Genomic DNA, 23,465 nt, shown 5'->3' with positions numbered 1-23,465 from the left:
GGTGCGGCCGGTCAGGCCTGGATCTGCTTGCGGTCGCCGCGGTGACTGATCACGATCTTGCCGAGCAGGCCACGTGCTCATCGCCGACGATCATCGCGCCTCGCAGGCGTTCGGCTTGGCGGTGCTTGGCGGTCCGCCTGCGAGCAGCTGCGCCAGCAGGTCCACGGCGCCACGCAGGTCGCGGGGGTGCAGGAAGCCTTGGGGGCTGCTGGTACCGGCCCAGCCGGGGCCCGCAGTGAGGATGACGGGGCGGGCGCGAGATCCGCGGCCGCCCCAGGCTGTCTGCGCCGCGCGGAGTGCCAGGGTCCGGTCGGCGGTCTGCCGGGTCTGGGACCAGAGCATGACGGCGGCTGGTCCGGTGCGGCGTACCGCCTCCAGCAGCGCTTGCGGGGGGACCGCCGGTCCGAACATCCGAAAGGGGAGTCCGCGTTCGGCGAGGGCTGCGGCCACGGCTTCCAGGGGCAGGGTATGCAGTTCTGCGGGCATGCCGGCGAGCAGGACGGGCGGGCCGTCCGGCGTCGTGTCCGGGCGGTCGGCGATATGTCGCAGAGCGCTGGAGACGTGCCAGGACAGCAGGTGCTCCACCTCGACGTACCGTTCGCCGTCGGCCGCCCATTTCCGCCCGGCGGCACGCAGCGCCGGCATCATCACCTCGGTCCAGGCCGTGATCGGACCCAGATCGTCGACCACCGCACGGAGCATCCGTGCCACCTCGGGGGTGTCGAGCCGGACGGCGGCTCGGGCCAGGCCCCGGCACTCGGGCCGGACCGGGCCGACCGGCAGGGCGGTGGAGCCGGGCGCTTTCGGGCGGAACGCGCCGCTCGGCGGCTCAGCGGCCCCGGTGGTCCGCCTCGGCGGAAGCGGACCCTCCGCGGGCCGCGGCGTCGACGGGTGCCGGCCCTGGAGTGCCGGGCGGATGCCGGACCGCGTGTCGAGGGCCGAGGCGGAGGCGAGGGCGGCCCGGGCCGCCTCGGCGGGAGGAACACCCCGGGCGGTCAGTCGGCACATGGCCTCCAGGACGGCGATGTCCTGTGGGCTCCAGCGGCGGTGGTGTCCGGCCTCCCGGTGCGCGGGTCCGATGCCGTAACGGCGTTCCCAGGAACGGACGGTGGTAGGCGACACCCCGAGTCGACGGGCCACCCCGCCGGTGGTGAGGCTCACCTCGGCGAACGGCTGCGGCGTGGCGGGTTCAGGCACGGTGCGGAGCTTACGGTGGCCGGGCTGCCACTCGCTGGACGGCACGTTCGGCGAACCCGCCAGGCTCACCACCCGAAGATCCGGCCGACCGCGAAGCCGGCACAGCTGACCACCATCGCGGCGATGACCAGCAGCGGGATCCATCCCGGCCAGGCGTCGTGCAGTTCGACGGCCTCCGGGGTGGAGATCCCCGCGCAGGTGGAGGCCTCACACTCGGGGGTCTCGGCGGGTTGTGCACCGGTGGCGGCCCGGCGGCCGGGCGCCACGACGGGGTCGGTCGCAGCCATGGGGATCCTCCTGACGGACATGGACCGGTCAGCGGCCCTGGAATCGGGCGAGGCGGACGGACGCCGCGACGAGCGCTGCGGCCGTGATGGCGGCCGGCACGAGGGCGATCGGGACCCCGGCTGCCGCGACGAGGACTCCGGCCGCCCGAGCTCCGGCTCCTCGTGGCGCGGCCGCTCTTCGATCACGTTCAGCAGGCTCCGCTCCCGAACGGTCAGCGGTACGGTCACCGTGGGCACACCTCCTCGGTCGGACCCAGGGTCGCCCAGCTGTCTTCAGCGTCCTCCAGGTGTCGGGCCGAAGGCTTCTCGCAGCGTTTTCGCATCGCTTGCCCATGCGCAGGCCGCAGGAGCCGCACGACCCGCCGCGTGGTGCAGAGTCGCGCGGTCTCAGCCTGGCGATCCGCACGGGCGGCCGGTCGGCCGCACGCGTGTGTGGGCCCACGCACGCGGCGGCGCCGTGCATGGTGACCGTTGGCCGCTCCGCGCCGCGAGCGATCAGCGAGTGCGCGTAGAGGCCCGGCGCGTCCGCTGCCCCGGAACAGCACGGCAACTCCAGACTGGATTCCGGACAACCGGACGGTGGGAGGACCTCGGTGCGCGCTGGCTCTGCGGTGGACGTGGTGGTGGTCGGAGCCGGACTCGCCGGTCTGGCCTGTGCGCTGGACGTGGCACGGGCGGGCCTGAGCGTACAGGTACTGGAGGCCTCGGACCGGGTCGGTGGCCGCATGTGCACGGACGTGGTGGACGGTTTCCGGCTCGACCGCGGATTCCAGGTCTTCAACACCTCGTATCCGCAGGTCAAGCGCCGGGTCGACCTCCGGGCTCTACGGCTTCGTCCGTTCACTCCCGGGTTCGTCCTGGCCGGTGCGCGCGGACGGTTCCGCTTCGCCGACCCGTCGCGGCGCCCGGATCTGGCGGCCGACCTGCTGCCCGGCCGGCTGGCCCCGCTCGGGGATGTGCTGGCCCTGGGCCTGATCAGCGCCCGCGACCTGGTTCTCCCCGCGGCCGTCCTTCGTCGTGGCCGCGATGTGCCGACCGACCGGGCACTGCGCGCTGCCGGAGTGTCCGCCGCCACCGTGGACCAGGTCCTGCGCCCCTTCCTGGCCGGCATTTTCCTGGAGGACGCGCTGGAGACCTCCAGCCGGGTCTTCCACCTGTACTGGCGCAGCATGCTGCGCGGGACCCTGTGCCTGCCCGCGGCCGGTATCGGTGCGGTCCCGGAGCAGTTGGCGGCCGGCCTCCCGCCGGGCGTACTGCGACTGGGAGCGGCCGTCGCGGAGGTGACCGACGACGGCGTGCGACTTGCCGACGACTCCGAGATCGGGGCCCGCGCGGTGGTCGTCGCGACGGACGCGCAGGGCGCCGCGCGGCTGCTGCCCGGTCTGACCGTCCCACCGACTCGGGCCGTGACGACCTTCTACCACGCCGTCCCCGGCAGTCCGCTGCGCGAACCCGTCCTGGTGGTGGACTCCGACGGCACGCTGCTCAACTCGGTGGTGCTGTCCGAGGTGGTGCCGGGTCTGTCTCCGGACGGCCGGGCGCTGATCTCGACCTCGGTCCTCGGCGTCGACGCCGAGGAGGCGACCGTCCGGGCCCGGCTGGCCCAGCTCTACGAGACGGACACCTCTGGCTGGCAGCCGCTGGCGGAGTACCGGATCGCTGCCGCGCTGCCCGCCATGCCGGCGCCCCGTCCGCTGACCCGGAGCACACGTGTGATTCCGGGCCGCTCGTACGTCTGTGGCGACCACCGGGGCACCGGTTCGGTGCAGGGCGCGCTGGCGTCGGGGGCGCGCGCGGCGCGCGAGGTGCTCGCCGATCTCGCGGCGGGACGGGCGGGCTGACCGGTCAGCCCGCAGGGCCGCATCAGCCGGCCGATCGGGTCCGGCTGCCGGCCGATTGCCGAGCGGATGCCGAAGCGTCCCTCGGCAACCTCTGCGGAAGCGATGCGAGTGGGCGTTCGCGCCCCGCGCGGAAGATCCTCGACGTATCAGCGAAGCCGCACCGCGGTTTCCCGGCACTGGGGAAGGACCGAGCGATGACCATCGTGCGAAAGCTCCACGAGGCGGGAGTCACCAGTGAGCACGCCTACGCCGCCGCCTTCGGCTCCGTCGGGTTGTCCCTGGTCAGCTGGCTGGCATCGATGAAAGCCGAGCAGGCCGGTGTCGAGCGCGCCGACCGCTGGGGCATCTTCGTCGGCGAATGGGCGCCGACCTTCTTCGGCCTCGGCCTCGCGCTCGCGACCTACGAGCGGGACGAGCCGGCCGCGGTGGGCACCGACACCCCGTGGTTCGGTGAGCAGCGCAGCAAGGCCGACTGAATGGCGGACCGACTCGACGAGGTGCCGCAGGCGGGCCTGTTCGGGCCCGCCTCGGTCTCCTGGCGGGTGCACGCCGACCCCGCGATGGGCCCGGCAGGCCTGCGCGCACTGCTTCTCCAAGCGCTCCACCCGGTGGCGATGGCCGGCGTCGCGCAGCACTCCGTGTTCCGCGAGGACCCCTGGGGCAGGCTCTGCCGCACGGCCTTCTTCATCGGCGCGGTGACCTACGGCACCGGGGAGGAGGTCAGGGAGACGGTCCGCCGGGTGCGCCGGGTGCACACCCGGGTGCACGGCACCGACCCGGTGACCGGACGCGACTACCGAGCCGACGACCCCGACCTTCTGGTCTGGGTCCACTGCAGCGAGGTGGCCTCGTTCCTGGACGTCGCCAGGCGGTCCGGGCTGGCGCTGTCGGCGGCGGACGCGGACTCCTACCTGCGTGAGCAGGCACAGGTGGCCCGACTGGTCGGCGTGCCCGACCACTACCCGGTGCCGGACAGCGTCGCCGCGATGGACGCCTATGTCCGGCAGGTACGCGGCGACCTGCGAGTCACCCCGGCCGCGCAGCAGGCGGTGCGGTTCGTCTTCGCCCCGCCGTTCCCGGCCTGGGTCCGCTGGGCGACGCCGGCCCAACCCGCCTGGGGCGCCCTGGTCGCCCTGGGGTTCGCCCTGCTGCCGGGCTGGGCTCGCCGGATGTACGGCTTCCCCGGCTGGCCGGTCACCGATGCCCTGGCAAGCGCCCAGGCCCGTGCCCTGCGCACCGCGCTGCTGGGTCTGCCGGACGGTTGGCGCGCGGGCCCGCACCTGGTTGCGGCGCGCAGGCGCTGGTCGGCCGGACCGTCCTGATCGCACGTCATCCGGAGCCCGGGAAGGCGGTGGACGAGCCGTGTTCGGCCAGGCGCCGTCGCAGCTCGGCCAACCCGCGCCGGACGTGGCTCTTCACGGTGCCGAGCGGCAGGCCGGTGCGCTCGGCCACCTGGACATGGGTCAGGTCCGCGTAGTGCACAAGCCGCAACACCCGCAACTGAGGCCACGGGAGCCGGGCCAGCTCGCTCTCCAGGAGCAACCGGTCCGCGTGGCCCATGGTGTCGCCGGGATCCGTTCCCCCCAGCCGAGGGACGGGGTCCGGGGCAGCGGCGTGGTGCGGGCGAGATCGTCGGCACGTCAAGGGCGGCGGCTCAAAGCAGTCTTGATGGTCTGTCAATTTCCTTACAGGCCGTCGAACTGGCGTCCGGGTGCGATATAAGGAGGCTCCGTGAAAGCTTCGAGAGGGGAACCAGATGAAGCTCAAACTCGGCCTGGCCTGTTCGGCACTCGCCATGGCCGGCGCCCTGGCGGGCACCGTGCCGGCCGCCGCCGCTGCGCCGACGGCTCCCACTGCAAGCGTCGCTCCCGCCCAGGGGGCCGATGAGGCCGTCGCGGTCTACCCCGAGGTCATCCCGCGCTACGGCGAAGTGGACGTCCATTGGACGGCGGTGGGCACCGCCGACACCACCGGGCCCACCCAGATCACCCTCGACCTGCCGTCCTGGATGACCATCGGCATACCCATGATCACCGACGAACAGACCTTCACCTTCAGCTACAGCATCTCGCCCGACGGCCACCACCTCACCGCCCTGTACACCGGTACCCAGAAGCCCGGTCAGACCGAGTTCCTGCAGGCGCGCGTCTCCTCGGCCCTCACCATCCCGCCCGGCGTGATCACCGCGACCGTGTCCAACCCCGGCGACCGCAATCCGGCCAACAACGTGGCCACCGCGGGCATCGGCGGTGAGACCGCCCCGCCGCCGGTGATCCCCGCGGCGCCGCGCGCCGTCAGCTCGGACATCAGCACCGGCCCCGGGGTCGGCGGGTCCGTGGTGACGATCACGGGCACCTCGCTGGCGAACGGCATGGTGCTCTTCGGCGACACGCCGGCCACCAACGTCTCCTGCACCGACACCAGTTGCACCGCAACCGCGCCCGGCGGCTGGGGCCTCGTCCCGGTCACGGTGGTCACGCCCGGCGGCACCGCGTACACCCCGTCGGCCTTCCTGTACACGGGCCCGCCGCCGCCCGCGCCCCCGGCCCCCGCGCTGACCGCCTTGGACGTCACGAGCGGGCCGACCGCCGGTGGCAACACGATCTACCTGGCGGGTAGCGATCTGGCCGGCGGCCTGGTCCTCGTCGGCGGCAGGCCGGCCGCCGATTCCTCCTGCGGTACCAACCTGTGCAGCGCCACGGCTCCGGCGGGTACCGGGACGGTCGACGTCCAGGTGCTCACGGCAGGCGGGCTCAGCCCGGCGGTGAGCGGGGACCAGTACACCTACACCGGCTGACCGGTCGGGCCGGGCGATCCGGCTGCTCGGCGCGGGGTGGCCCGGGACCGGGGGTCCGGTGTGAACCGGGCCTCTCCGGCGCGCGATCGCGCGATGATGCCACGGCCCTCACGTCCGTGATCCCCGAGCCGAAAACCCCCGTCATGACCTCCGAACTCGCCTGCGCCGATGGCGCGCTGGATCACGCCCTGGTGCAAGGATTCAGGCCGCGAGGCGGCGGGCGGCGAGTTCGGCGTAGAGCGCGGCGCCGTCGGGGAGCACCGCGTCGTCGAACTCCGCGTAGGGCGAGTGGTTGGCCGGCAGGTTCTCCGGGTCGACCCCCTTCGGGGCGGCGCCGACGTAGGCGAACGAGCCCGGAACGGCGTCGAGGATCCGGGAGAAGTCCTCAGCCGCTGTGGCCGGGTTCGGCAGCGTCCGGTAGCGCTCCTCCCCGAAGACCTCCCGGACGGTGTCCGCCAGGAAGTCGGTCTCGGCCCCGTCGTTCACGGTCACCGGGTACCCGGGGACGTACTCGACCTCGGCCCGCAGGCCGTGGGCGGCCGCGATGGCCCGGACCAGCTCCACCGTGGTGTCGGCGACCTTGGACTCGGCCTCGGCGGAGTAGGTGCGCACGGTCGCCTCGAAGTAGGCGGTCTCGGGGATGATGTTGCGCTGGGTGCCGGCCTGGATCAGCCCGACGGTCACCACCACCGGGTCGAACACGTCGAACCGGCGGGTCACCATGGTCTGCAGCGCGGTGACCATCTCGCAGGCCGCGGGGATGGGGTCCTTGGCCCGGTGCGGCACCGAGCCGTGGCCGCCCGCACCGTGGACGGTGACCTTCAGCGAACCGGAAGCCGCGAGGATCGGCCCGCTCCGGGAGCTGAACTCCCCGTGCGGCATGGCCGACACCACGTGCAGGGCGTAGGCGGCGACGGGGTGTCGGCCGGCCGCGTCCAGCACGCCCTCGGCCAGCATGGCGCCGGCGCCGTCCCAACCCTCCTCGCCGGGCTGGAACATGAACACGACGTCGCCGTGCAGTTGCTCGCGCCGTGCGGCCAGCAGGTGCGCGGCGCCCGCGAGCATGGCGGTGTGCAGATCGTGTCCGCAGGCGTGCATGGCGCCGTTGGCGGCGGCGAACGGCACCGGCGCCTTTTCGACGACCGGCAGAGCGTCCATGTCACCGCGCAGCAGCACCACCGGACCCGGCTTGCCGCCGCGCAGCACCGCGGTGACCGAGCTCAGCGACGCGCCCAGGCTCACCTCCAGCGGCAGGCCGTCGAGGGCCTGCAGCACCCGCTCCTGGGTGCGCGGCAGCACCAGTCCCAGCTCGGGGAAACGGTGCAGGTCGTGCCGGAGCCGGACCAGGTCCGGGGCCAGCGCGAGAGCGTCGTCGTACAAGGACACGGGTACCTCCATCGGACCCGCCCGGGGCGGGAACTTGTGCAGAGCGATCTTGATCCGTGATTCTGGATCTCGCGGCGGGAGTTTCCCGCGATTCCGCAGGATCACGCCAGGGGAAGGCCCTCCGATGAACGAATCCACCGGCACTCGACGGTGACCGGCACCGATGTGACCGTGGACGAGCTGGACCTCGCCCTGGTGAACGCGCTGCAGCTGCGGCCCCGGGCACCCTGGGCGCTGCTCGGCCAGACCCTCGGGATCAGCCCGGTCACCGCCGCCCGCCGCTGGCACCGGCTCTCGCAGGCCGGCATCGCCTGGGTGACCGCCTACGGTCTGCCGCACCCCGAGGACCCCGGGTGCGTCGCCTACCTCGACCTCGACTGCGCGCCCGACCGGCTCCGGCAGATCGCCGACGACCTGGCCGAGGACCCGCACGTGATGACCATCGAGCACCTCTCCCAGGGCTGCGACCTCGTCGTCACCGCGGCCTTCACCGACCTCGCGAGGCTCTCGCGCTACACCACCGGACGGCTCGGCCGCCTGCCCGGGGTCAACGCCGTCCGCGTCCACCTGGCGACCGGCTTCTACGCCGAGGGGATCCGCTGGCGACTGGACTCACTGGACCCCGCCCAGCGCGTGGAACTGCACGACGATCAGCAGGGCGGCACCGGGACCCCGTCCGGAGCACGAGCCGAAGTCCGCGCAGAAGACCGGGAGTTGCTCATCAGACTGGGCGTCGACGGCCGCCTCGACCAGGCCGAGCTGGCCGCCGCCACCGGGCTCAGCCCCTCCACGCTGCGCCGCCGCCTCCACCGGCTGGCCGCCTCCGACGCGATCCGCTTCCGCTGCGAGATCGCCGCCCGCGACGCCGGCCGACCGGTGCTGGCGACCTTCCGGGCCGACCTTCCCCCGGACCGGCTCGACGAGGTCGGCCCGCAGCTCGCCAGACTGCCCGAGATCCGGCTGTGCGTGTCCGTCACCGGCACGCACAACCTCATCCTCTCCGTCTGGCAGCGCTCCCTCGCCGACGTCCAGCGACTGGAAAGCGTCCTCGCCCGCAGGTTCCCCGACCTCCGGGTGGCCGAGCGCCGCGTCTCCCTGCGCACCGTGAAACGGATGGGCCGGATCCTCGACGCCGACGGCCGCGCGGTCCGCGCCGTCCCGATGGACATCTGGCGGGACCCGAACACGGTCTCCTGACGTGCTTTCAGATCAGCTGGCACGCAGGCGAGTTACCGAGTCCTCAGCCCAGCTCGGCCGGCTGGACCTCCTGCGGCGTTCCCTTCAGCGCGGTGTCGGGACGGAATTCACCGGGTGCCGCACAACAGCGCTTGGTACTACCTCAATTCGTCTGCCAGAAACCATAGTTGATGACAGACTTTCGCATCGGCGAGAAATTTCCTATCGCCCAGGCGAGGAAAGTGAATTGCGGAAACATCCCCGGCCGTACATTCGAGCCCGATGCGTTCCCCGCTGACGAAAGGTGTCAGGCCCGGGCCCTGGAGGCGGTGTGCGAGCGCCGGCAGCTCGCACGGTTCGGCTTCGGCGGGGCCACCCAGGAGGGGGCCCGCGGCGTGTCGGGCGGTACCGGGCTGGACCAGCTGGCCCCCCAGCCGGCGTGCAGCTCGGCCAGCATCTCGTGCCACTCGCGCCGGGTGCGGTACGGCGAGTAGGGCATCGGCCGGATCAGGTTCTCCGAGGTCCAGACGACGTCGACCTGCCCGTCCGCGCGGATGCGGCCGATCCGCGCCTTGCGCCACAGGTGGAGGTTCTCCTCGTCGACGTAGAGGGTCCCCTCCGCGCCGGCCCTGCGCTGGCCGCGGATCGCCCGGCGCACGTCGGCGGGACGTGTACTGCCGCAGGCCCGGACGGCCTGGGCCCACAGGTGGACGAGGTTGTAGGCGGCGGCCATCGTGTCGCCGACAACGCGCTCCTGGCCGTACCTGGCCCGGAAGGACTCCACGAAGCGGGCGTTCTGCGGGGTGTCGATCGACTGGAAGTAGTTGAACGCGAGGTAGTCGCCGGCCATCTGCGCCCGGTCGAGATGCTGCAGCTCGCACTCCCCGATGACGAACGAGAGGGTCGGGGTGCTCGCGGGCCTGATCCCGGCGGCGCGCAGTTCGCGGAAGAAGGGCATGTTCGTGTCGCCGACGAGCGTGCTCAGGATGACCCCCGGCTTGGCGTCGGCGATGGCCCGCACCAGCGGGGCGACGTCGCTCTGGCCCAGCGGCACGTAGACCTCACCCGCCACGTGGCCGCCGAGCGCGGCGAGCAGGTCCTTGACCACGGCGTTGACCGAGCGCGGGTAGACGTAGTCGGAGCCGATCAGGTAGAAGTCCCGGCCGCGGTTGTCCAGGAACCAGCTGACGGCCGGGATGACGCACTGGTTGGCCGTAGAACCACCGTAGACGACGTGCTCGGAGGACTCGATGCCTTCGTAGAAGGTCGGATAGAGCAGGATCGCGTCATGCGCCTCGATGACCGGGATGACGCTGCGCCGGCTGGCGGAGGTGTAACAGCCGAAGACGGCGCAGACACCGTCGCCGGTGAACAGGCTCTCGGCCGCCTCGGCGAAGGCCGGCCCCTGCGAGCAGCCGTCGGCGATGACGGGCTCCAGGGTCCGGCCGAGGAGTCCGCCGCTCGCGTTGATCTCCTCGATGGCGAGCAGGGTGGCGTCGACGACCGGCAGTTCACTCAGCGCGACCGACCCGGTCAGGGAGTGCAGCACGCCGACGCGCGCGGGCTGCGGAGCGCGGTTGCGCCTCACGGCGGGCTCCCGGGCGCGTGCCGGCGTCTGCGGGTGTGGGCGGGGTCGGGGTCGGGGGCGGGGGTGTGGGCCGGGGCGGGGGCCTGGCGGAACCGGGACACGGTCAGTAGTCCTCCAGGTTCTGCAGGGACGCCAGGACCGTGCTGAACGCCGCGGGACTGACCTTGAGGTCACCGCTGAACGCGGCGTCGAGCTCGCCGATCAGGAAGAGCACCAGGGCGATCGTGCCCACGATGCTGATCATCACGAGGCGGTCGCGCGCCTGACCCGACAGGCCGAACGCCTGGGCCATGGCCACGATGATGACCGAGTCGGCGGCCATCAGCATCCACAACGCGGTCGGGATGCGCTTGGCGGCCAGCAGGAGCCGCTGGCGCCGGCAGTCGTCGAGGTTCGTCAGCAGGGCCATGGAATGGGCGTACAGCGGATCGCCGCGCTCCGGCTGGCCCATCAGTGTGTAGACCTCCCAGAGCTCGGCCAGCGCGGCGCCGGCCCGCTCGCTGGCACCCGCGTGCGCCAGCGCGGGCCACTCGTCGTGGATCACCAGACGCGCGTAGGTGCGCACCGCGCCCTGGACCTGACGGCGGATGCGCACCGGGAACCCCCGCGAGACGCGTTCCAGATCGGCCAGGGCGTTGGCCTCGCGGGCCGTCACCGAGTCGGCATCGGACATCGACTGCCAGACCACCACGACGACGAAGGCGACCATCAGACCGAAGAGCGTGCCGACCAGCCCGAGGATCACGGCCATGAGGCCGTTGTCGTTGCTGGCCAGGCTCCTGGGGAAGAGCCAGTGCCCGAGCGGGACCATCAGATCCGCCAGCGCCACGATCCCGATGATCCGCAGCGCGGTGGCGAGCCAGACCGGCCGCGAGGCGGGCAGCAGCCACAGGGCCGCCAGGCAGCTGAGAGTCGTCGCCGCCTCGGCCGTCTGAAGCAGGTGCATCGTGACCGGTCCCGTCGTCCTGTCCGCTCGAAACCCCCTGACCGCGCCGCCTGCCAGGCTCGCACGCCCGCGCCCCGGCCGCCAGCCGTCCGGCAGTCCCACCGCCCTCCCGTCCCTGCAGGCCTTCGCAGCCCCCGGTCACACCCTCTACGGCGGCGACTGGCCCTTGGCCCCGGTCTCCACCGGTTCGTACTTCACCACCGCCCTGGATGACCAGGACCGGTTCCCGGCCAGGGGACGCCGGGCACGGCCCTGTCCCGCACCAGAGCGAGGCCTTCCCCCTGCCAGGGGGCTGATCGGACGACAGACAGGCCCTGGCCGCAGCGAAACGCTGAAGGCAGTCGCCGTCTCCGTCAGGGGACGTGCGGGACTGTCCGTTCGCCGGGACTGTCCGTTCGCCGGGACCTTTTCGATACCGGGAACAGGGGATGTCGATCATGATCAACCGTGTCGTTGTCGGAGTCGACGGTTCACCCGCCAGCGTGAGCGCGCTGCGGTACGGCGCCCAGGAGGCGGCGCTGTCCGGCGCGCCCCTGTGGCTGCTGCACGCCCTCCCGCCCGGGGGCGAGGCCGTGTACGTGCGGTGGCCCGCCTCGGTCGCGCTGTGCGAGGCCCGGGGCGACCTGGCCAGGGCCGAGCTGCGCGCCGCGCGTGACCAGGCTCTTGCCGGCTTCACGGACAGCCCCGAAATCGTCACCCGCATCGTGCGCGGTCGTCCCGGTGCCGTCCTGGTGGCCGGTGCCGACCAGGAGGGCGACCTGCTGGTCCTGGGGTCCGACGCGCGCGGAGTGCTGCGCCGGGGCCTGTCCGGCTCCGTCCACCGGCACTGCCTGGTCCATGCCCGCTGCCCGGTCCTGATCACCTGCCTCCCCGAGAGTGCCGGCCGACGCCAGCGCCGTCCACGGCCGGGTGCGCCGAGCCGCACGCACCAGCAATGATCTACGCAGTCGTCGAACCGGTCACGGCCCGGCGGTACTGGGACAGGTCGTCCGACACTCCCAGCAGCCAGGCCTCGACGGAGGCCAGGAACAGGTGGGTCTCCGTCACCTCCGGGAGCAGTTGCTCGGCGACCTCCAGGGGGTGCGACCCGCCCGGCAGGCACTCCGGTGTCCGCTCCGCCTGCGCGACGTCCCCGGTGCCGAAGGCGTCCGCGGTCCGCAGGGCCATCGCCGCCACCCTCTCGGACAGGGCCGAGAGCGCCGCCACCGCGGCCGGGGGCAGCGGTGCGAGCCCCTCGCTCCGGTGGCGGACCAGGAGGAAGTCACCGCCGTAGACGATGAAATGGCCGGCTGCCAGGGCCGCCTCCCAGCCGGAGGACGCCGTGTACTGGTGGGTGCGTTCCGACTGGTACTGCGCGGAGGACGCGTCGGCGAGCAGCATCGCGCGGCGCGCGGGGCGCAGCGGGTCCTCGTCCGTCGCCGGGCCGCTCACTTCGGTGACCACGGCTCGGCACGCCGTGGCACCGCGGGCAAGGAAGTCGCCGATGTCCCTGCGCAGCGCGCCGTAGCCGCCCTTGGGCCAGGCGAGCAGGCTGGCGACGCCTCCGACCACCCCGCCGATCAGGACGTCGGTGAGCCGGACCTCCGAGAGGTGCCAGTTGGGAGTGGAGAGCTGACTGAAGATCACGATGAAGGTCAGCGTGAACAGGCCCTGCATCCAGGCCGGCCCGCACACCAGCCCCAGCGTGAAGCCGACGAGCATCAGGACGGGGAGCAGCGCCGCGTAGAAGGCGGGCACGTCGCCGACCAGGAAGAGCATGAGCGCGGCGACCGCGGCTCCGGCGATCGTGCCGAGGAAGGCGGGGCGCAGGGCGGCGCGGGTGTCCGAGGCCGAGGTCCGCATCAGGCTGACGGTCGCCAGCAGCACCCAGAATCCGTGGGAGAGATCGAGCGCACCGACCAGCAGGCGGGCGGCGGCCAGCGCCACCGCGGTGCGCAGGGCGTTCTGCAGGTGGACCGAACGGGGCGTCAGGTGGACTCCCAGCCGGCGCCACCACAGCACGGGCGCGGGTGCGAACGCGTACCAGAACACCTGACGGTACGGTCGGCTCCGCTCCCCGGCCGGGGGCCGCACGCCGAGCGCGATCCGCGTGGCTTCCGTCGCCACCCAGGTGGCCGTGGCCACCTCCCGCACCATCGCGTGGCGCAGCAACCGGGTGGCCGGTGGCGGCGGCCGCTCACCGACGCGACTGGCGTCGAACACACCGAGAGCCGCGTCGAGGCCGTCGACGCGCAGCGGGGCGGTACCCGTGCACAGCGCTTCGGCGTCAGCGCGCAGGGACGCCGCGACGCGATCCAGCAAGGCCGCCGCGGCCGGGGCGGCGGACTTCCCGTCGCGGCCGTCGAGCAGTCGGTCCAGCCGACCGCGGATGTGCCAGAGCGCCGCACACGCCTGGTTGAGCGCTCGGTCCCGGGCCGAGGGTGAGGTGGGGCGTTCGGTCGACGGCTGACGGACCGGCCGGGCCGCCTCGTACGCCCGTTCGGCCTGCTCCTGCCGCTCGAGCGCCGCCGTGGCGGGCGTCGCCGGGCTGCGCAGGTCGTCGGCGAGGGCCCCGCTGTACGCGGCGACGGCGGCCACCGCGTCGGCCAGCACCACCCGGTAGGGCACCGGCGGCGGGCCGGGAAAGACCAGCCGTTCGGCGAGGCCGGCCAGCACGATCCCGATCGTGAGGCCGATGAGCCTGGAGCCCAGTGACCCCGGTGCGTACGGGGGAAAGCAGGGCAGCACGTAGAACAGCTGGAAGGCGATGGCCAGGCCGGCCGGCCGCGGTCCGCCCACCGTCAGGAAGGCGATGACGAAGCCCACCACGAACATGCCGATGGCCGCCGCCCAGGCATGCACCGCCAGCAGGGTGCCCATGGTGACCAGGATCCAGCCGGCGGGCAGCGCCAGCAGCAGGGTCCGGGCCCGCTGCGCCGCGCCACCGGGGATCCGGCAGAACAGGCTCAGGGGAAGCGCGCCGAAGATGGCGTAGAGGGCGATCACCGAGTCGCCGAGGCCGTACCGGCAGGGGTAGAAGCCCGCGCACCCGGCGACGGTCACCCGCGCCGCCCGCCGCAGCGCCGCCGGTCCCTCCGGCTGTGCACGCAGCCACCTGCCGGGTGCCCCGCCGCCGAGGAGCCGCCCGGCCGTCACCGCCGCCCTCCCGGCCGGGGCGCCCCGGGGCGTCCGCGCAGTCCGTCGGCCACTGGAACACCTCGTCCACTCCGCTGGTCCCCGGCGTGTGTCCCGGGCGGGGATCTGATTGACTGCCAGGTCCGTCCGGCAGGACCGGGCCTTGGTCCGGCCAGCCTGTCACATCGCGTTCCACGCCAGGCGGCCCCGCGCCGCGACCGGCCCCGACCGGCTACCAGCCGGCGTCAGGAGCAGGAGCCGGAGCACCGCCGTGTCAGCCCCGGCCTGCCAGGGCGAGCCGGACAGCAACCGCCGGGCTGTCGGCCACCACGGGGCCCGGGACGGCTTCGCCCCGCGCGTCGGTGACCCGCCAGCCGCCAAGAGTGACCACCGGCCCGATGCCTCGCCGCATGGCCATCGCCACCTCGGAGAGCGTCCCCCATGACCCGCCGACGACGATGACCGCATCCGCGGAGCCGACCAGGACGCTGTTGCGGGCCTGCCCCATGCCGGTGGCCACCCCGACGGTCAGGCCGGGCGAGGCCCCGGACCGGTCGGCCCCGGACAGGATGCCGACGACTGTTCTGCCCGCACCCGACGCACCCTGCGCCACCGCGGCCATGACCCCGCCGTAACCCCCGCAGAGGACGACCGCGCCCGCGCGCGCCAACAGGGCCCCGACCTCCGGGGCCGCCGCCTCCTCGGCCGCACTGCACTGCGCGGGACCGCAGACCGCCACCTGGACCACCGCTGCTCCCTACTCGTCGTCGGGCAGGTACCAGTGGTGCGGCGCGATGAGCCCGTCGATCGACCCGGGGCCCCAGGAGCCGGGCGCATACGGTTCCACGGGCCGTGGGCGGGCCAGGAGTTCGCCGGAGATCTCCCACAGGCGCTCGATCGAGTCCGAGCGGGTGAACAGCGACTGGTCGCCGAGCATCGCGTCCAGCAGGAGGCGTTCGTAGCCCTCCAGGCCGTGGCGGCGCCGGAAGGAGTCCGCGTAGCGGAAGGTCATCTCCGCGGTGCCGAGCCGCATCGCCGGTCCCGGTTCCTTGGTGAGGAAGCGGGCGCTGATCCAGCCGGGATCGTCGAAGTCGATCACCAGGGCGTTGCCGCGTTCCGCGCCGGGGCCGTCGTGCGCGTCATCGGGGAACATCCGCCGCGGGGGCTTCTTGAAGTGCAGGGTGACGGTCTGGCGGCGCTTGGCCATCGACTTGCCGGAGCGCAGGAAGAACGGGACACCGGACCACCGCCAGTTGTCCACCTGCGCGCGCAGCGCGATGAACGTCTCGGTCTGCGACTGCGGGTCCACTCCCGGCTCGGACCGGTAGCCGTCGTACTGCCCGCGCACCACAGCAGCGGGGTCGAGGGGTTCGAGGGCGTTGAAGACCTTGGCCTTCTCGTCGCGCAGGGGCTGCGCGACGAGGGAGACGGGTGGCTCCATCGCCACGATGCCGAGCACCTGGAACAGGTGGGTGACGATCATGTCCCGGTAGGTGCCGGTCTCCTCGAAGAAGGAAGCGCGGCCCTCGATCCCGATCGTCTCGGGCACGTCGATCTCGACGTGGCTGATGTGCTCGCGGTTCCAGACGGGTTCGAACAGTCCGTTGGCGAAACGCAGGGCGAGGATGTTGTCGACGGACTCCTTGCCCAGGAAGTGGTCGATGCGGAACACCTGGGACTCGTCGAAGACGGCGTGCACGGTCTCGTTGAGCGCGCGGGCCGAGGCGAGGTCGGTGCCGAACGGCTTCTCGATGATCACCCGGGTGTCGCGGGCCAGGCCGGTGTCGCCGAGCATGGCGATGACGGAGGTGAACGCGGCCGGTGGGACGGCCAGATGGCACAGCCGGCGCGGGCTGCCGCCGATGGCCTGCTCGGCGGCCCGGACCGCACCCAGCAGCGGCTGCGGATCCTCCGGGTCGGCGGCGCCGAAGCTCAAGCGGTCCGCGAAAGCCTGCCAGCTCGCGCCGGTGGGCTCGGCGAGGCCGAACTCCCGCACCGCATCCTCGGCGTGCCGGCGGAACTCCTCATCGCTGAGCGCGTACTGGGCCGGCGCCGAGCCGACGACCCGGTAATCCTCGGGGAGCAGACCGGCCTTGGCGAGGTGGAACAGGCCCGGGAGCAGTTTGCGCCGGGCGAGGTCACCGGTCGCGCCGAACAGCACGATGACGTGCTGCTCGGGGCGGTCGGTGGTCATGGGGGCGGTCGGGGCCGCGGGCGTGGTGGTGGTCATGGAGTCTGCTTCTCTGCGTGTCCGCCGAACTCGCCGCGCATCGCGGAGAGGATCCTGTCCGTGAACTCGCCGGGGCCACAGGGGGCGGGAGCGCGACGGGTTCGCCGGGCCAGGGCACCTGCGGTCGGTCCGTCCACAGCACATGGTGCGGCCCTCCCGTCGTCCTCGTCGGCCGGGACACGACGCAGCGGTGTTCTTCCTCCGGATGGGCCATCCGACCCGCTTGAGGCGCCGACGGACTGTTCCGCGGCGCAGGGCGCCGAGGCGCGGCGGCCTGCGACGGCCAGCAGCGCGGCGGGGTGGTCGGTGAGCACGGCGTCGGCGCCCAGCCGGGCGGCCTCGCGGTAGTCGGACGCGTTGTCGACCCCGAACACGACGACGGCGACGCCGGCGACGCGGTGGCAGCAGTCCACGGTCCGCCGGTCCCACAGCACCGCGTCGTGCACGGTGCCGCAGGCACGGCCGAGCGTGCAGTCCTCGGCCACGACCAGGTCGCGGCGCAGCTCGAAGCCGACCCAGCGCCCGGGCACGGGTGGCGGGGGGCAGCTGCCGGTGAGGCGGGCGGCCAGCAGCCGGCCCCTGGTGGTGTCGCGGTCCTCGAAGGTCATCACCCGGGGGTGCGCACGCCGGACGGCTCGCAGGGCCGACGGCTCGGTGGAGTAGAACCGGATGCGCTCCCACCCGCGCGTTCCCCGGCGCGTCCGGTCGTCCAGGAGCCGGGCGATCGCGCGGACCAGCCGCACGGGCTGCGGGGATTTGAGGTCGAGGATCAGCGGAGTCTGCGCAGGCACGACCGCCAGTGCCGCCGCGAGGGTCGGCAGCCGGGCCTTCCGGTGCGGAGCGCGGTAGGGGCGGCTGCCGTCCGCGGCGACGAAGGCGTGCCCGGCGTTGAGTGCGGTCAGCTCGGCGGCGGTGTGCTCACCGACCCGGCCGCAGCCGTCGGTGAGGGCGTGCAGTTCGGCCGGCCGGTAGAGCACCGGGACCCCGTCGCTGCTGACCTGGACGCTGAGCCACACCAGGTCGGCCGGCGCGGCCACCGCGGCCCGAACCGCCTCCAGGGTGTTCTCCGGAAGGTCGCCGCCCCCGGCGCGGTGGGCGATCACGAGCGGACGACGGCTGCGGTCGGCCCAGCGGTCAGGCTGCGGGTGCATGGCTGCCGCCTCCGGCCCTCCCCACCCCTCGGCCCCGGGCGTCGCCCGCCGGCCCGGGTGGCGCCAACTGGTCGACGCAGCCGCCCTGGACGGCGGAGTACCCGATGAGCACCGGGCACCGGGCGTGCTTGAGGCAGTACCGCCGGGCCGAGCGGCGGCGGAACCGGTGACCCGGGCGGTGGCCACCGACCCCCAGCACGAGGAGGTCGGTGTCGTGCCGCGAGCAGGCGACGAGGGCCGGGCCCGGCTGCCCCCGAAGGACCGCGGGCGAGAGCCGCAGGCCGTCCGGGACGTCCGCGAGGGCGGCATCGCAGGCGGCCGCGAGCCGCTTCTCGGCCGCCTTCTCGCAACGGCGGCACAGGGCATCGAGGGCCGGGAAGGAGGTCGGCTTCGAGGGGCGCGGCGCGTCGCCGCCGGGCAGCTCCCAGACCAGCACCGGGCAGAGCTCGGCCTGGTGGCGCAGCGCCTCGTACGCGGCCCGCCGCAGTGCCAGCAGGCTTCCCGGGGAGCCGTCCACACCGACCACCACACGCTTCACGAGTACCGACATGCTCCGCTCCTCAGGCTGTCCTGCTGTCCGTGGTGCGGCCCCGCAGTCCGCTGCTGTCGCCGGCCGCGGGGCCGCCTTCCACGCTAGGAGCCGGGCCCGGGCGGACGGGTCGGTCGATCGGGCGACCCGGTGGTGGATCCCGGCCGACCGACCCGACCGGTGGCGCATCAGCATCCGTTTGGGTCACCCGGCCCTCCGGCACGGCCCCGCCCCGCTGCCAGGCTTGATCGCGTGCCGCCGGCCGGCGGCCCCGGGCCACCACGAGCCGCAGCGGGCGCCGCGTCCCTGCCGGCCGCAGGAAGGAGACGGACCGATGTCGGACTACCAGCTGGTGATCAACCTCGCCGTCGCCCTCCTGCTCGGGGCGCTGATCGGCATCGAACGCCAGTGGCGGGCCCGGGAGGCCGGGCTGCGCACCACCGCGCTGGTCGCCGCCGGTTCCGCGCTCTTCGTCCTGCTGAGCAAGTACGGCTTCGTCGACCTGGGCCACGTCCGGAGTCAGACCTACGACGGCTCGCGGGTCGCCGCCCAGATCGTCTCCGGCATCGGCTTCCTGGGGGCGGGCGTGATCATGCGCGGCGGCCGCCGGGTGCACGGCATCAACACCGCTGCGACGCTGTGGTGTTCGGCGGCGATCGGTGCGCTCAGTGGCGCCGGGATGTTCCTGCTGGCCGTGGCGGGCACCGCCGCCGTCCTGCTGACCCACGTGATGCTGCGCCCCGTCGCGCGCCGGCTCGACCGCAGCCCGACGGCCGGCGACGAACTGCCCGGCGCCTACCGCCTGTGGGCGTGCTGCCAGGAGGCGGACGCGCCGCACGTGCGCCGGTTGCTGATCCAACTCCTCGACCGCACCGACTTCGTGCTGCGCACGGTGCGAACCGACCCGGACGAATCCCACGGACAGGCCACCCCCCACGGGCAGGTGGTGGCCGCGGTCGTGACGGCCTCCGGACAGTCGGACGGACCGCTGGAGGCGGTCGTCGCCCGGCTGGGTACGGAGCCGGGCGTCGCCAGCTCCGGCTGGGCCCTGCTCGACGAGGACGGCCCGGCCGCCTGGGGCCGGGACAACGGATCCGGCTCCGAGACCTGACGGGGTTTACGCCATCCGGTGGTATCGCAGGGCCGAGCGGCCCGGACCAGGGCCGGCGCCTTCTACGCTGACCCGGTAGGCGGTGAAGAGCAGTCGTCAGGCCCGGTGGCACAGGACCCGTGCGTCCCTGGACCGTTCGGGGCGGACCGTGACCGAAGGTTGCCCAGCACATGAGGTTCGACGAAGGTCCTGACCCCGTCTCCATGAGACCGTCGAGAATGTCGAGAACGTCGAGAACGTGATGCCGCGGTGAGCACACCCGATCCTTCGACGCACCCGCCCGCCGTGCCACCGCGCATCGGCGATGCGGCTGCCCTCGCCTGGCTGCTGGGGCTCAGCCTCCTCATCGTGACGCCCGATGTGCTGGCGGGCAGCTCCGTCCACCTCACGTCGATGATCATCGTGCTGTGCGCCCTGGCCGCCGGCCTGTGCTCGCTCCGCATGACCGTGGTCGCCGCGCTGCTGACCGCCACCGTCCGCCCGCTGCTCTACCTCGCCGAACCGCCCGCCTCCGTCGCGGACGGGGTGGTCAGCGCGGTGGTGACGGCGATGATCGCCGCGCTCTGCGTGGTCGGTGCCCGGCTGCGGATCCGCCGCGAGGGCGAGGTGTTCCGCGTGCGCTCCACCGCGGCCGCCCTCCAGCGCCAGATCCTCTCCCCCCTCCCGCTGAGCACAGCGCACGTGGAGGTCCACGGCCTGTACGAACCGGTCGAGGAGGACTCCTTCGTGGGTGGCGACATCTACGAGGCCATGGACACCCCGCACGGCACCCGGGTGCTGATCGGCGACGTGCGCGGCAAGGGGCTGGTCGCGATCGGTGCCGGTTTCGCCGTGCTCACCGCCTTCCGCGAGGCCGCCTGGCACCGCGCCACCCTCGACGAGGTGGTGGACGCCCTGGAGGTCGCGCTCCGACGGCACAACGACACGGCGGCCCGGGCCGGAGCGCCGGAGCGCTTCACGACCGCGCTGGTGCTGGCCTTCGACGGGTCGCCGACCGTGCGGATCGTGAACTGCGGACACATTCCTCCGTACCGGCTGCGCGGGGACGGGTGCGGACCGGTCCCGCTCGGCGCGGCCGGCGTCCCCCTCGGCCTGGCGGATCTCGTACCGGATCCCCGGCCGGTGGAGGAGTTCGAGCTGGGGCCGGAGGACCTGCTGCTGCTGTGCACCGACGGCGTCACCGAGGCCCGCGACCGGGCCGGCGAGTTCTACCCGCTGGAGGACCGCTTGCCGGCGTGGCAAGGACTCGGCCCGGCCGCAACGGCCGAGGCCCTGCGGCGTGAGCTGCACGCCTACGCCCCCGGCCGCGCCCGCGACGACGTGACGGCCCTGGTGCTCCGCCGGGTCGGCGCGACCGGGCCCGAGCCCGCGGCCGAGACCGAAAGGACGTAGGAAAGCGTGACGGATACTCCTCCCCTGCACGGCATCTTCCCGTACCTGCCCTCACCCGTGGACGAATGCGGCCGGGTGGACGAACAGGGCCTGCGGCACCTGATCGAGCACCTGATCGCCTCCGGGGTGCACGGACTGTCGCCGCTCGGATCGACCGGCGAGGTGATGTACCTGGACACCGCCCAGCGCGAGGAGATCGTACGCATCACGGTCGACGCGGCCGCGGGGCGCGTACCCGTCGTTCCCGGGGTCGCGGCACACGCGACGGCCGCCGCCGCGGAGCAGGCTCGCCGGCTGGCCGACCTCGGGGCGAACGGTGTCGTCGCGATCCGGCTCGACTACCTGCCGGTTCCCCACGCCGGGGTGACGTCCTTCTTCGCCGGGATCGCCGCCGCCACCGACCTGCCGGTCGTCCTGTACTCCAACCCCCGGCTCGGCGCGGGCCTGCCCCTGGAATGCCTGGTCGAACTGGCCCGGCACCCGACGGTGCAGTACCTCAAGGACGCGTCCGGCGACACCGGACACCTGCTGTCCGTGCAGAACGCGCTCGGGGACCGGATCAAGATCTTTGCCGCCTCCGCCCACATCCCCGCCCTCGTCCTCCAACTGGGCGGCGTCGGCTGGATGGCCGGGCCCGCGTGCGTGGCCCCGGTGGCCGCCGTGCTCCTCTACCGGCTGCACACCGAGCAGCGACCGCACGAAGCCATGCAGCTCCAGCGGGCCCTGTGGCCGCTGAACGAGCTGTTCGCCCAGTACGGCCTGGCCGCTTTCGTGAAGCTCGCCCTGCGGGACCAGGGATTCGATCTGGGCGACCCCGTCGCACCGCAGTCGCCGTGCCCACCGGAAGCCGCCCGGGCCTTCCGCCGTGCCATGCGGGCGGTGGACGAGACCGTGGCCCGGCTCACCGCCGGGACGGCCCCCTGACGCGGGGAGGGGCGATCACACCGGCCACCAGGACCGTCAGTGGTCCGAACCGAAGTCACGGATCACCACGACCGGGCAGCGCGCGTGCTGGACGCAGTGCTGACTCACCGAGCCCGCCAGCACGTTGACGAAGGCGTGGTGCTCCCGCCGGCCCAGGACCAGCAGGTCGGCGCCCGCCGACCACCCCAGCAGTTCCTCGGCGGCGTTGCCGAGCAGAACGGTCTGCCGGATCTCCACGGGCGGGTCGTCCCCGGCCACGTCGGCCACCGTGCGGGCCAGCGTGTGGCCGGTCTCCTCGCCGAGCCCGGACTCCGGCTTGGCCATCACGACCCCGTACATCGTCGGATAGACCCAGCAGGCCACGGCGTCGACCACCGCGCCGGTGGCCCGGGCCTGGCCGATCGCCCATTCCAGGGCCCGCCGGGAGGAGGGCGAACCGTCCACCCCGACCACGATCCGGCCCTCGACCGTGCTCTCGTTCACGCTGCCCATCACGCACCTCCTGGTGGCTGCCACCAGGAGGGTCCCGGCGGACACGCTCCACGCTAGGCAGCCGCGCCCCGGCCCAGGGCCCACCGACCGGTTGACCGGCGGGTGGAAAGCGCCCCAGGTGAGAGTGGGTCGGCTCGCTCCGACAATGGAGGTAGCCGTCGGCCGGACCAGGACGCCAAGCCGGACCAGGACATCAAGGAGGACCCACCATGACCACGGTTTCCGCCTACGCCGCACCCGCCGCCAAGGCACCGCTGGAGCGCACGACCATCGAGCGCCGTGCCGTCGGGGAGAGCGACGTACTGATCGACATCAAGTTCGTCGGCATCTGCCACTCCGACATCCACCAGGTCCGCGAGGGCTGGGGCGAGGCGCTCTTCCCGATGGTGCCCGGCCACGAGATCGCGGGCGTCGTGGCCGAGGCCGGGCCCGGCGTGACGAAGTTCAGGGTCGGCGACCGGGTGGGGGTCGGCTGCATGGTCGACTCCTGCCGCCGCTGCGACAGCTGCAAGGCCGGCCTGGAGCAGTACTGCGTCGAGGGCCCCGTCTGGACCTACAACGCCGTCGGCAAGGACGGGCAGCCCACCTACGGCGGCTACTCGCAGAAGGTCGTCGTCGACGAGAACTACGTCGTGCGCATCCCGCAGGGCCTGTCCCTGGACGTGGCGGCCCCGCTGCTGTGCGCGGGCATCACCACCTACTCACCGCTGCGGCACTGGAACGCCGGCCCCGGCAGGAAGGTCGCCGTCGTCGGCCTCGGCGGTCTGGGCCACGTGGCCGTGAAGATCGCGCACGCGCTCGGTGCCGAGGTCACCGTGCTCTCCCAGTCGCTGCGCAAGAAGGACGACGGTCTGCGGCTGGGCGCCGACCACTACCGCGCCACCAGCGACCCGAAGACCTTCGAGGAGCTCGCGGGCAGCCTCGACCTCATCCTGAACACCGTCTCCGCGCCGCTCGACTTCGCCGCCTACGCCTCGCTCCTGCGCCTGGACGGCACGATGGTCAACCTCGGTCTCCCGGAGGAGCCGGTGCAGATCGTGCTCCAGTCGCTGTTCGGCAACCGCCGCAGCATGAGCAGCTCGGGCATCGGCGGGATCGCCGAGACCCAGGAGATGCTGGACTTCTGCGCCGAGCACGGGGTGGCCGCCGAGATCGAGCTGATCCGCGCGGACGAGATCAACGACGCCTACGAGCGGGTGCTCGCCAGCGACGTCCGCTACCGGTTCGTCATCGACACGGCCACCATCTGACCCTGGGGCACCCCTCTAAGAGAGTTCTAAGAGCCCGGTTTGAGAGGGTTGTCC

Annotated in this window: 22 protein-coding genes; 10 read left to right on the top strand and 12 right to left on the bottom strand. The window is 73.2% G+C overall.

From position 1 onward, the window contains the following. Positions 1-90: 90 nt before the first annotated feature. Together OG294_RS37775 and OG294_RS37770 are read right to left on the bottom strand one after the other, a co-directional pair. A complete protein-coding gene (locus OG294_RS37775; RefSeq protein WP_327071095.1) occupies positions 91-1,197 on the bottom strand; it encodes a MerR family transcriptional regulator in 1,107 nt (368 codons plus the stop codon). Between the two features lie 65 nt (positions 1,198-1,262). Continuing rightward, positions 1,263-1,484 carry a DUF6480 family protein gene (locus OG294_RS37770; protein ID WP_327071094.1) on the bottom strand — a complete coding sequence of 74 codons (222 nt, stop codon included), beginning with the start codon at positions 1,482-1,484 and terminating at the stop codon, positions 1,263-1,265. A gap of 593 nt (positions 1,485-2,077) precedes the next feature. On the opposite strand from OG294_RS37770, the gene OG294_RS37765 reads away from it, so the two are divergent. The 3 genes from OG294_RS37765 (at position 2,078) to OG294_RS37755 (ending at position 4,647) form a co-directional block, all read left to right on the top strand. Beyond that, entirely contained in the window at positions 2,078-3,325 is a 1,248-nt protein-coding gene (locus tag OG294_RS37765; RefSeq protein ID WP_327071093.1) for an NAD(P)/FAD-dependent oxidoreductase, read from the top strand. A gap of 194 nt (positions 3,326-3,519) precedes the next feature. After that, on the top strand, positions 3,520-3,801 hold the full coding sequence (locus OG294_RS37760; RefSeq protein ID WP_327071092.1) for a hypothetical protein: 282 nt from the start codon (positions 3,520-3,522) through the stop codon (positions 3,799-3,801). Further along, positions 3,802-4,647, top strand: coding sequence for an oxygenase MpaB family protein (locus OG294_RS37755; protein WP_327071091.1), 846 nt, complete (start codon positions 3,802-3,804; stop codon positions 4,645-4,647). A gap of 7 nt (positions 4,648-4,654) precedes the next feature. Here the strand turns inward: OG294_RS37755 and OG294_RS37750 are convergent, their stop codons facing one another. Further along, positions 4,655-4,885, bottom strand: a complete 231-nt coding sequence (locus tag OG294_RS37750; protein ID WP_442789290.1) for an RNA polymerase sigma factor — start codon at positions 4,883-4,885, stop codon at positions 4,655-4,657. A 196-nt stretch (positions 4,886-5,081) separates the two neighbouring features. On the opposite strand from OG294_RS37750, the gene OG294_RS37745 reads away from it, so the two are divergent. Then, entirely contained in the window at positions 5,082-6,122 is a 1,041-nt protein-coding gene (locus OG294_RS37745) for an IPT/TIG domain-containing protein (protein WP_327071090.1), read from the top strand. A 201-nt stretch (positions 6,123-6,323) separates the two neighbouring features. Here the strand turns inward: OG294_RS37745 and OG294_RS37740 are convergent, their stop codons facing one another. Further along, a complete protein-coding gene (locus OG294_RS37740; RefSeq protein ID WP_327071089.1) occupies positions 6,324-7,508 on the bottom strand; it encodes a M20 metallopeptidase family protein in 1,185 nt (394 codons plus the stop codon). A gap of 150 nt (positions 7,509-7,658) precedes the next feature. Here OG294_RS37740 and OG294_RS37735 point away from each other — a divergent pair, with 150 nt between their 5' ends. Continuing rightward, the gene (locus OG294_RS37735; protein WP_327071088.1) at positions 7,659-8,705 is read left to right on the top strand and encodes an Lrp/AsnC family transcriptional regulator; all 1,047 of its coding nucleotides are present in this window, start codon (positions 7,659-7,661) and stop codon (positions 8,703-8,705) included. Positions 8,706-8,991: 286 nt separating this feature from the next. On the opposite strand, the gene OG294_RS37730 is transcribed toward OG294_RS37735, so the two are convergent. Together OG294_RS37730 and OG294_RS37725 are read right to left on the bottom strand one after the other, a co-directional pair. Further along, complete coding sequence (locus OG294_RS37730; protein WP_327071087.1) at positions 8,992-10,272, bottom strand: urea ABC transporter substrate-binding protein; 1,281 nt, start codon at positions 10,270-10,272, stop codon at positions 8,992-8,994. A 103-nt stretch (positions 10,273-10,375) separates the two neighbouring features. Next, a complete protein-coding gene (locus OG294_RS37725; protein WP_327071086.1) occupies positions 10,376-11,218 on the bottom strand; it encodes a bestrophin-like domain in 843 nt (280 codons plus the stop codon). Positions 11,219-11,655: 437 nt separating this feature from the next. Here OG294_RS37725 and OG294_RS37715 point away from each other — a divergent pair, with 437 nt between their 5' ends. Beyond that, the gene (locus OG294_RS37715; RefSeq protein WP_327071085.1) at positions 11,656-12,156 is read left to right on the top strand and encodes a universal stress protein; all 501 of its coding nucleotides are present in this window, start codon (positions 11,656-11,658) and stop codon (positions 12,154-12,156) included. Between the two features lies 1 nt (position 12,157). On the opposite strand, the gene OG294_RS37710 is transcribed toward OG294_RS37715, so the two are convergent. The 5 genes from OG294_RS37710 to OG294_RS37690 all read right to left on the bottom strand — a co-directional run bounded on the left by OG294_RS37710 (position 12,158) and on the right by OG294_RS37690 (position 18,263). Next, complete coding sequence (locus OG294_RS37710) at positions 12,158-14,353, bottom strand: FUSC family protein (RefSeq protein WP_327071084.1); 2,196 nt, start codon at positions 14,351-14,353, stop codon at positions 12,158-12,160. Between the two features lie 253 nt (positions 14,354-14,606). Further along, positions 14,607-15,080 (bottom strand): TIGR00725 family protein, encoded by a 474-nt coding sequence (locus OG294_RS37705; protein ID WP_327071083.1) that lies wholly within the window; start codon positions 15,078-15,080, stop codon positions 14,607-14,609. A gap of 9 nt (positions 15,081-15,089) precedes the next feature. Then, positions 15,090-16,562, bottom strand: coding sequence for a glucose-6-phosphate dehydrogenase (zwf, locus tag OG294_RS37700; RefSeq protein WP_327071082.1), 1,473 nt, complete (start codon positions 16,560-16,562; stop codon positions 15,090-15,092). Then, positions 16,559-17,713: a glycerophosphodiester phosphodiesterase family protein gene (locus OG294_RS37695; RefSeq protein WP_327071081.1), complete on the bottom strand. Its 1,155-nt coding sequence runs from the start codon at positions 17,711-17,713 to the stop codon at positions 16,559-16,561. The genes zwf and OG294_RS37695 overlap by 4 nt, the downstream gene beginning before the upstream one ends. Next, positions 17,697-18,263, bottom strand: coding sequence for a universal stress protein (locus tag OG294_RS37690; protein ID WP_327071080.1), 567 nt, complete (start codon positions 18,261-18,263; stop codon positions 17,697-17,699). The genes OG294_RS37695 and OG294_RS37690 overlap by 17 nt, the downstream gene beginning before the upstream one ends. A 313-nt stretch (positions 18,264-18,576) precedes the next feature. Between OG294_RS37690 and OG294_RS37685 the strand changes: the two genes are divergently transcribed. The 3 genes from OG294_RS37685 (at position 18,577) to OG294_RS37675 (ending at position 21,669) form a co-directional block, all read left to right on the top strand. After that, positions 18,577-19,353: an MgtC/SapB family protein gene (locus OG294_RS37685; RefSeq protein ID WP_327071079.1), complete on the top strand. Its 777-nt coding sequence runs from the start codon at positions 18,577-18,579 to the stop codon at positions 19,351-19,353. A gap of 249 nt (positions 19,354-19,602) precedes the next feature. Beyond that, on the top strand, positions 19,603-20,745 hold the full coding sequence (locus tag OG294_RS37680) for a PP2C family protein-serine/threonine phosphatase (protein WP_327071078.1): 1,143 nt from the start codon (positions 19,603-19,605) through the stop codon (positions 20,743-20,745). A 6-nt stretch (positions 20,746-20,751) separates the two neighbouring features. Continuing rightward, on the top strand, positions 20,752-21,669 hold the full coding sequence (locus tag OG294_RS37675) for a dihydrodipicolinate synthase family protein (RefSeq protein ID WP_327071077.1): 918 nt from the start codon (positions 20,752-20,754) through the stop codon (positions 21,667-21,669). A gap of 36 nt (positions 21,670-21,705) precedes the next feature. On the opposite strand, the gene OG294_RS37670 is transcribed toward OG294_RS37675, so the two are convergent. After that, positions 21,706-22,161: a universal stress protein gene (locus tag OG294_RS37670; protein ID WP_327071076.1), complete on the bottom strand. Its 456-nt coding sequence runs from the start codon at positions 22,159-22,161 to the stop codon at positions 21,706-21,708. Between the two features lie 209 nt (positions 22,162-22,370). On the opposite strand from OG294_RS37670, the gene OG294_RS37665 reads away from it, so the two are divergent. Beyond that, entirely contained in the window at positions 22,371-23,411 is a 1,041-nt protein-coding gene (locus tag OG294_RS37665) for an NAD(P)-dependent alcohol dehydrogenase (RefSeq protein WP_327071075.1), read from the top strand. The last annotated feature ends 54 nt before the right edge of the window (positions 23,412-23,465 follow it).

The organism is Kitasatospora sp. NBC_01302 (assembly GCF_035976515.1).
Taxonomy (GTDB): domain Bacteria; phylum Actinomycetota; class Actinomycetes; order Streptomycetales; family Streptomycetaceae; genus Kitasatospora.
Note: the sequence above shows the minus strand (reverse complement) of the source record. Positions and strands in the feature narration are given on the sequence as shown.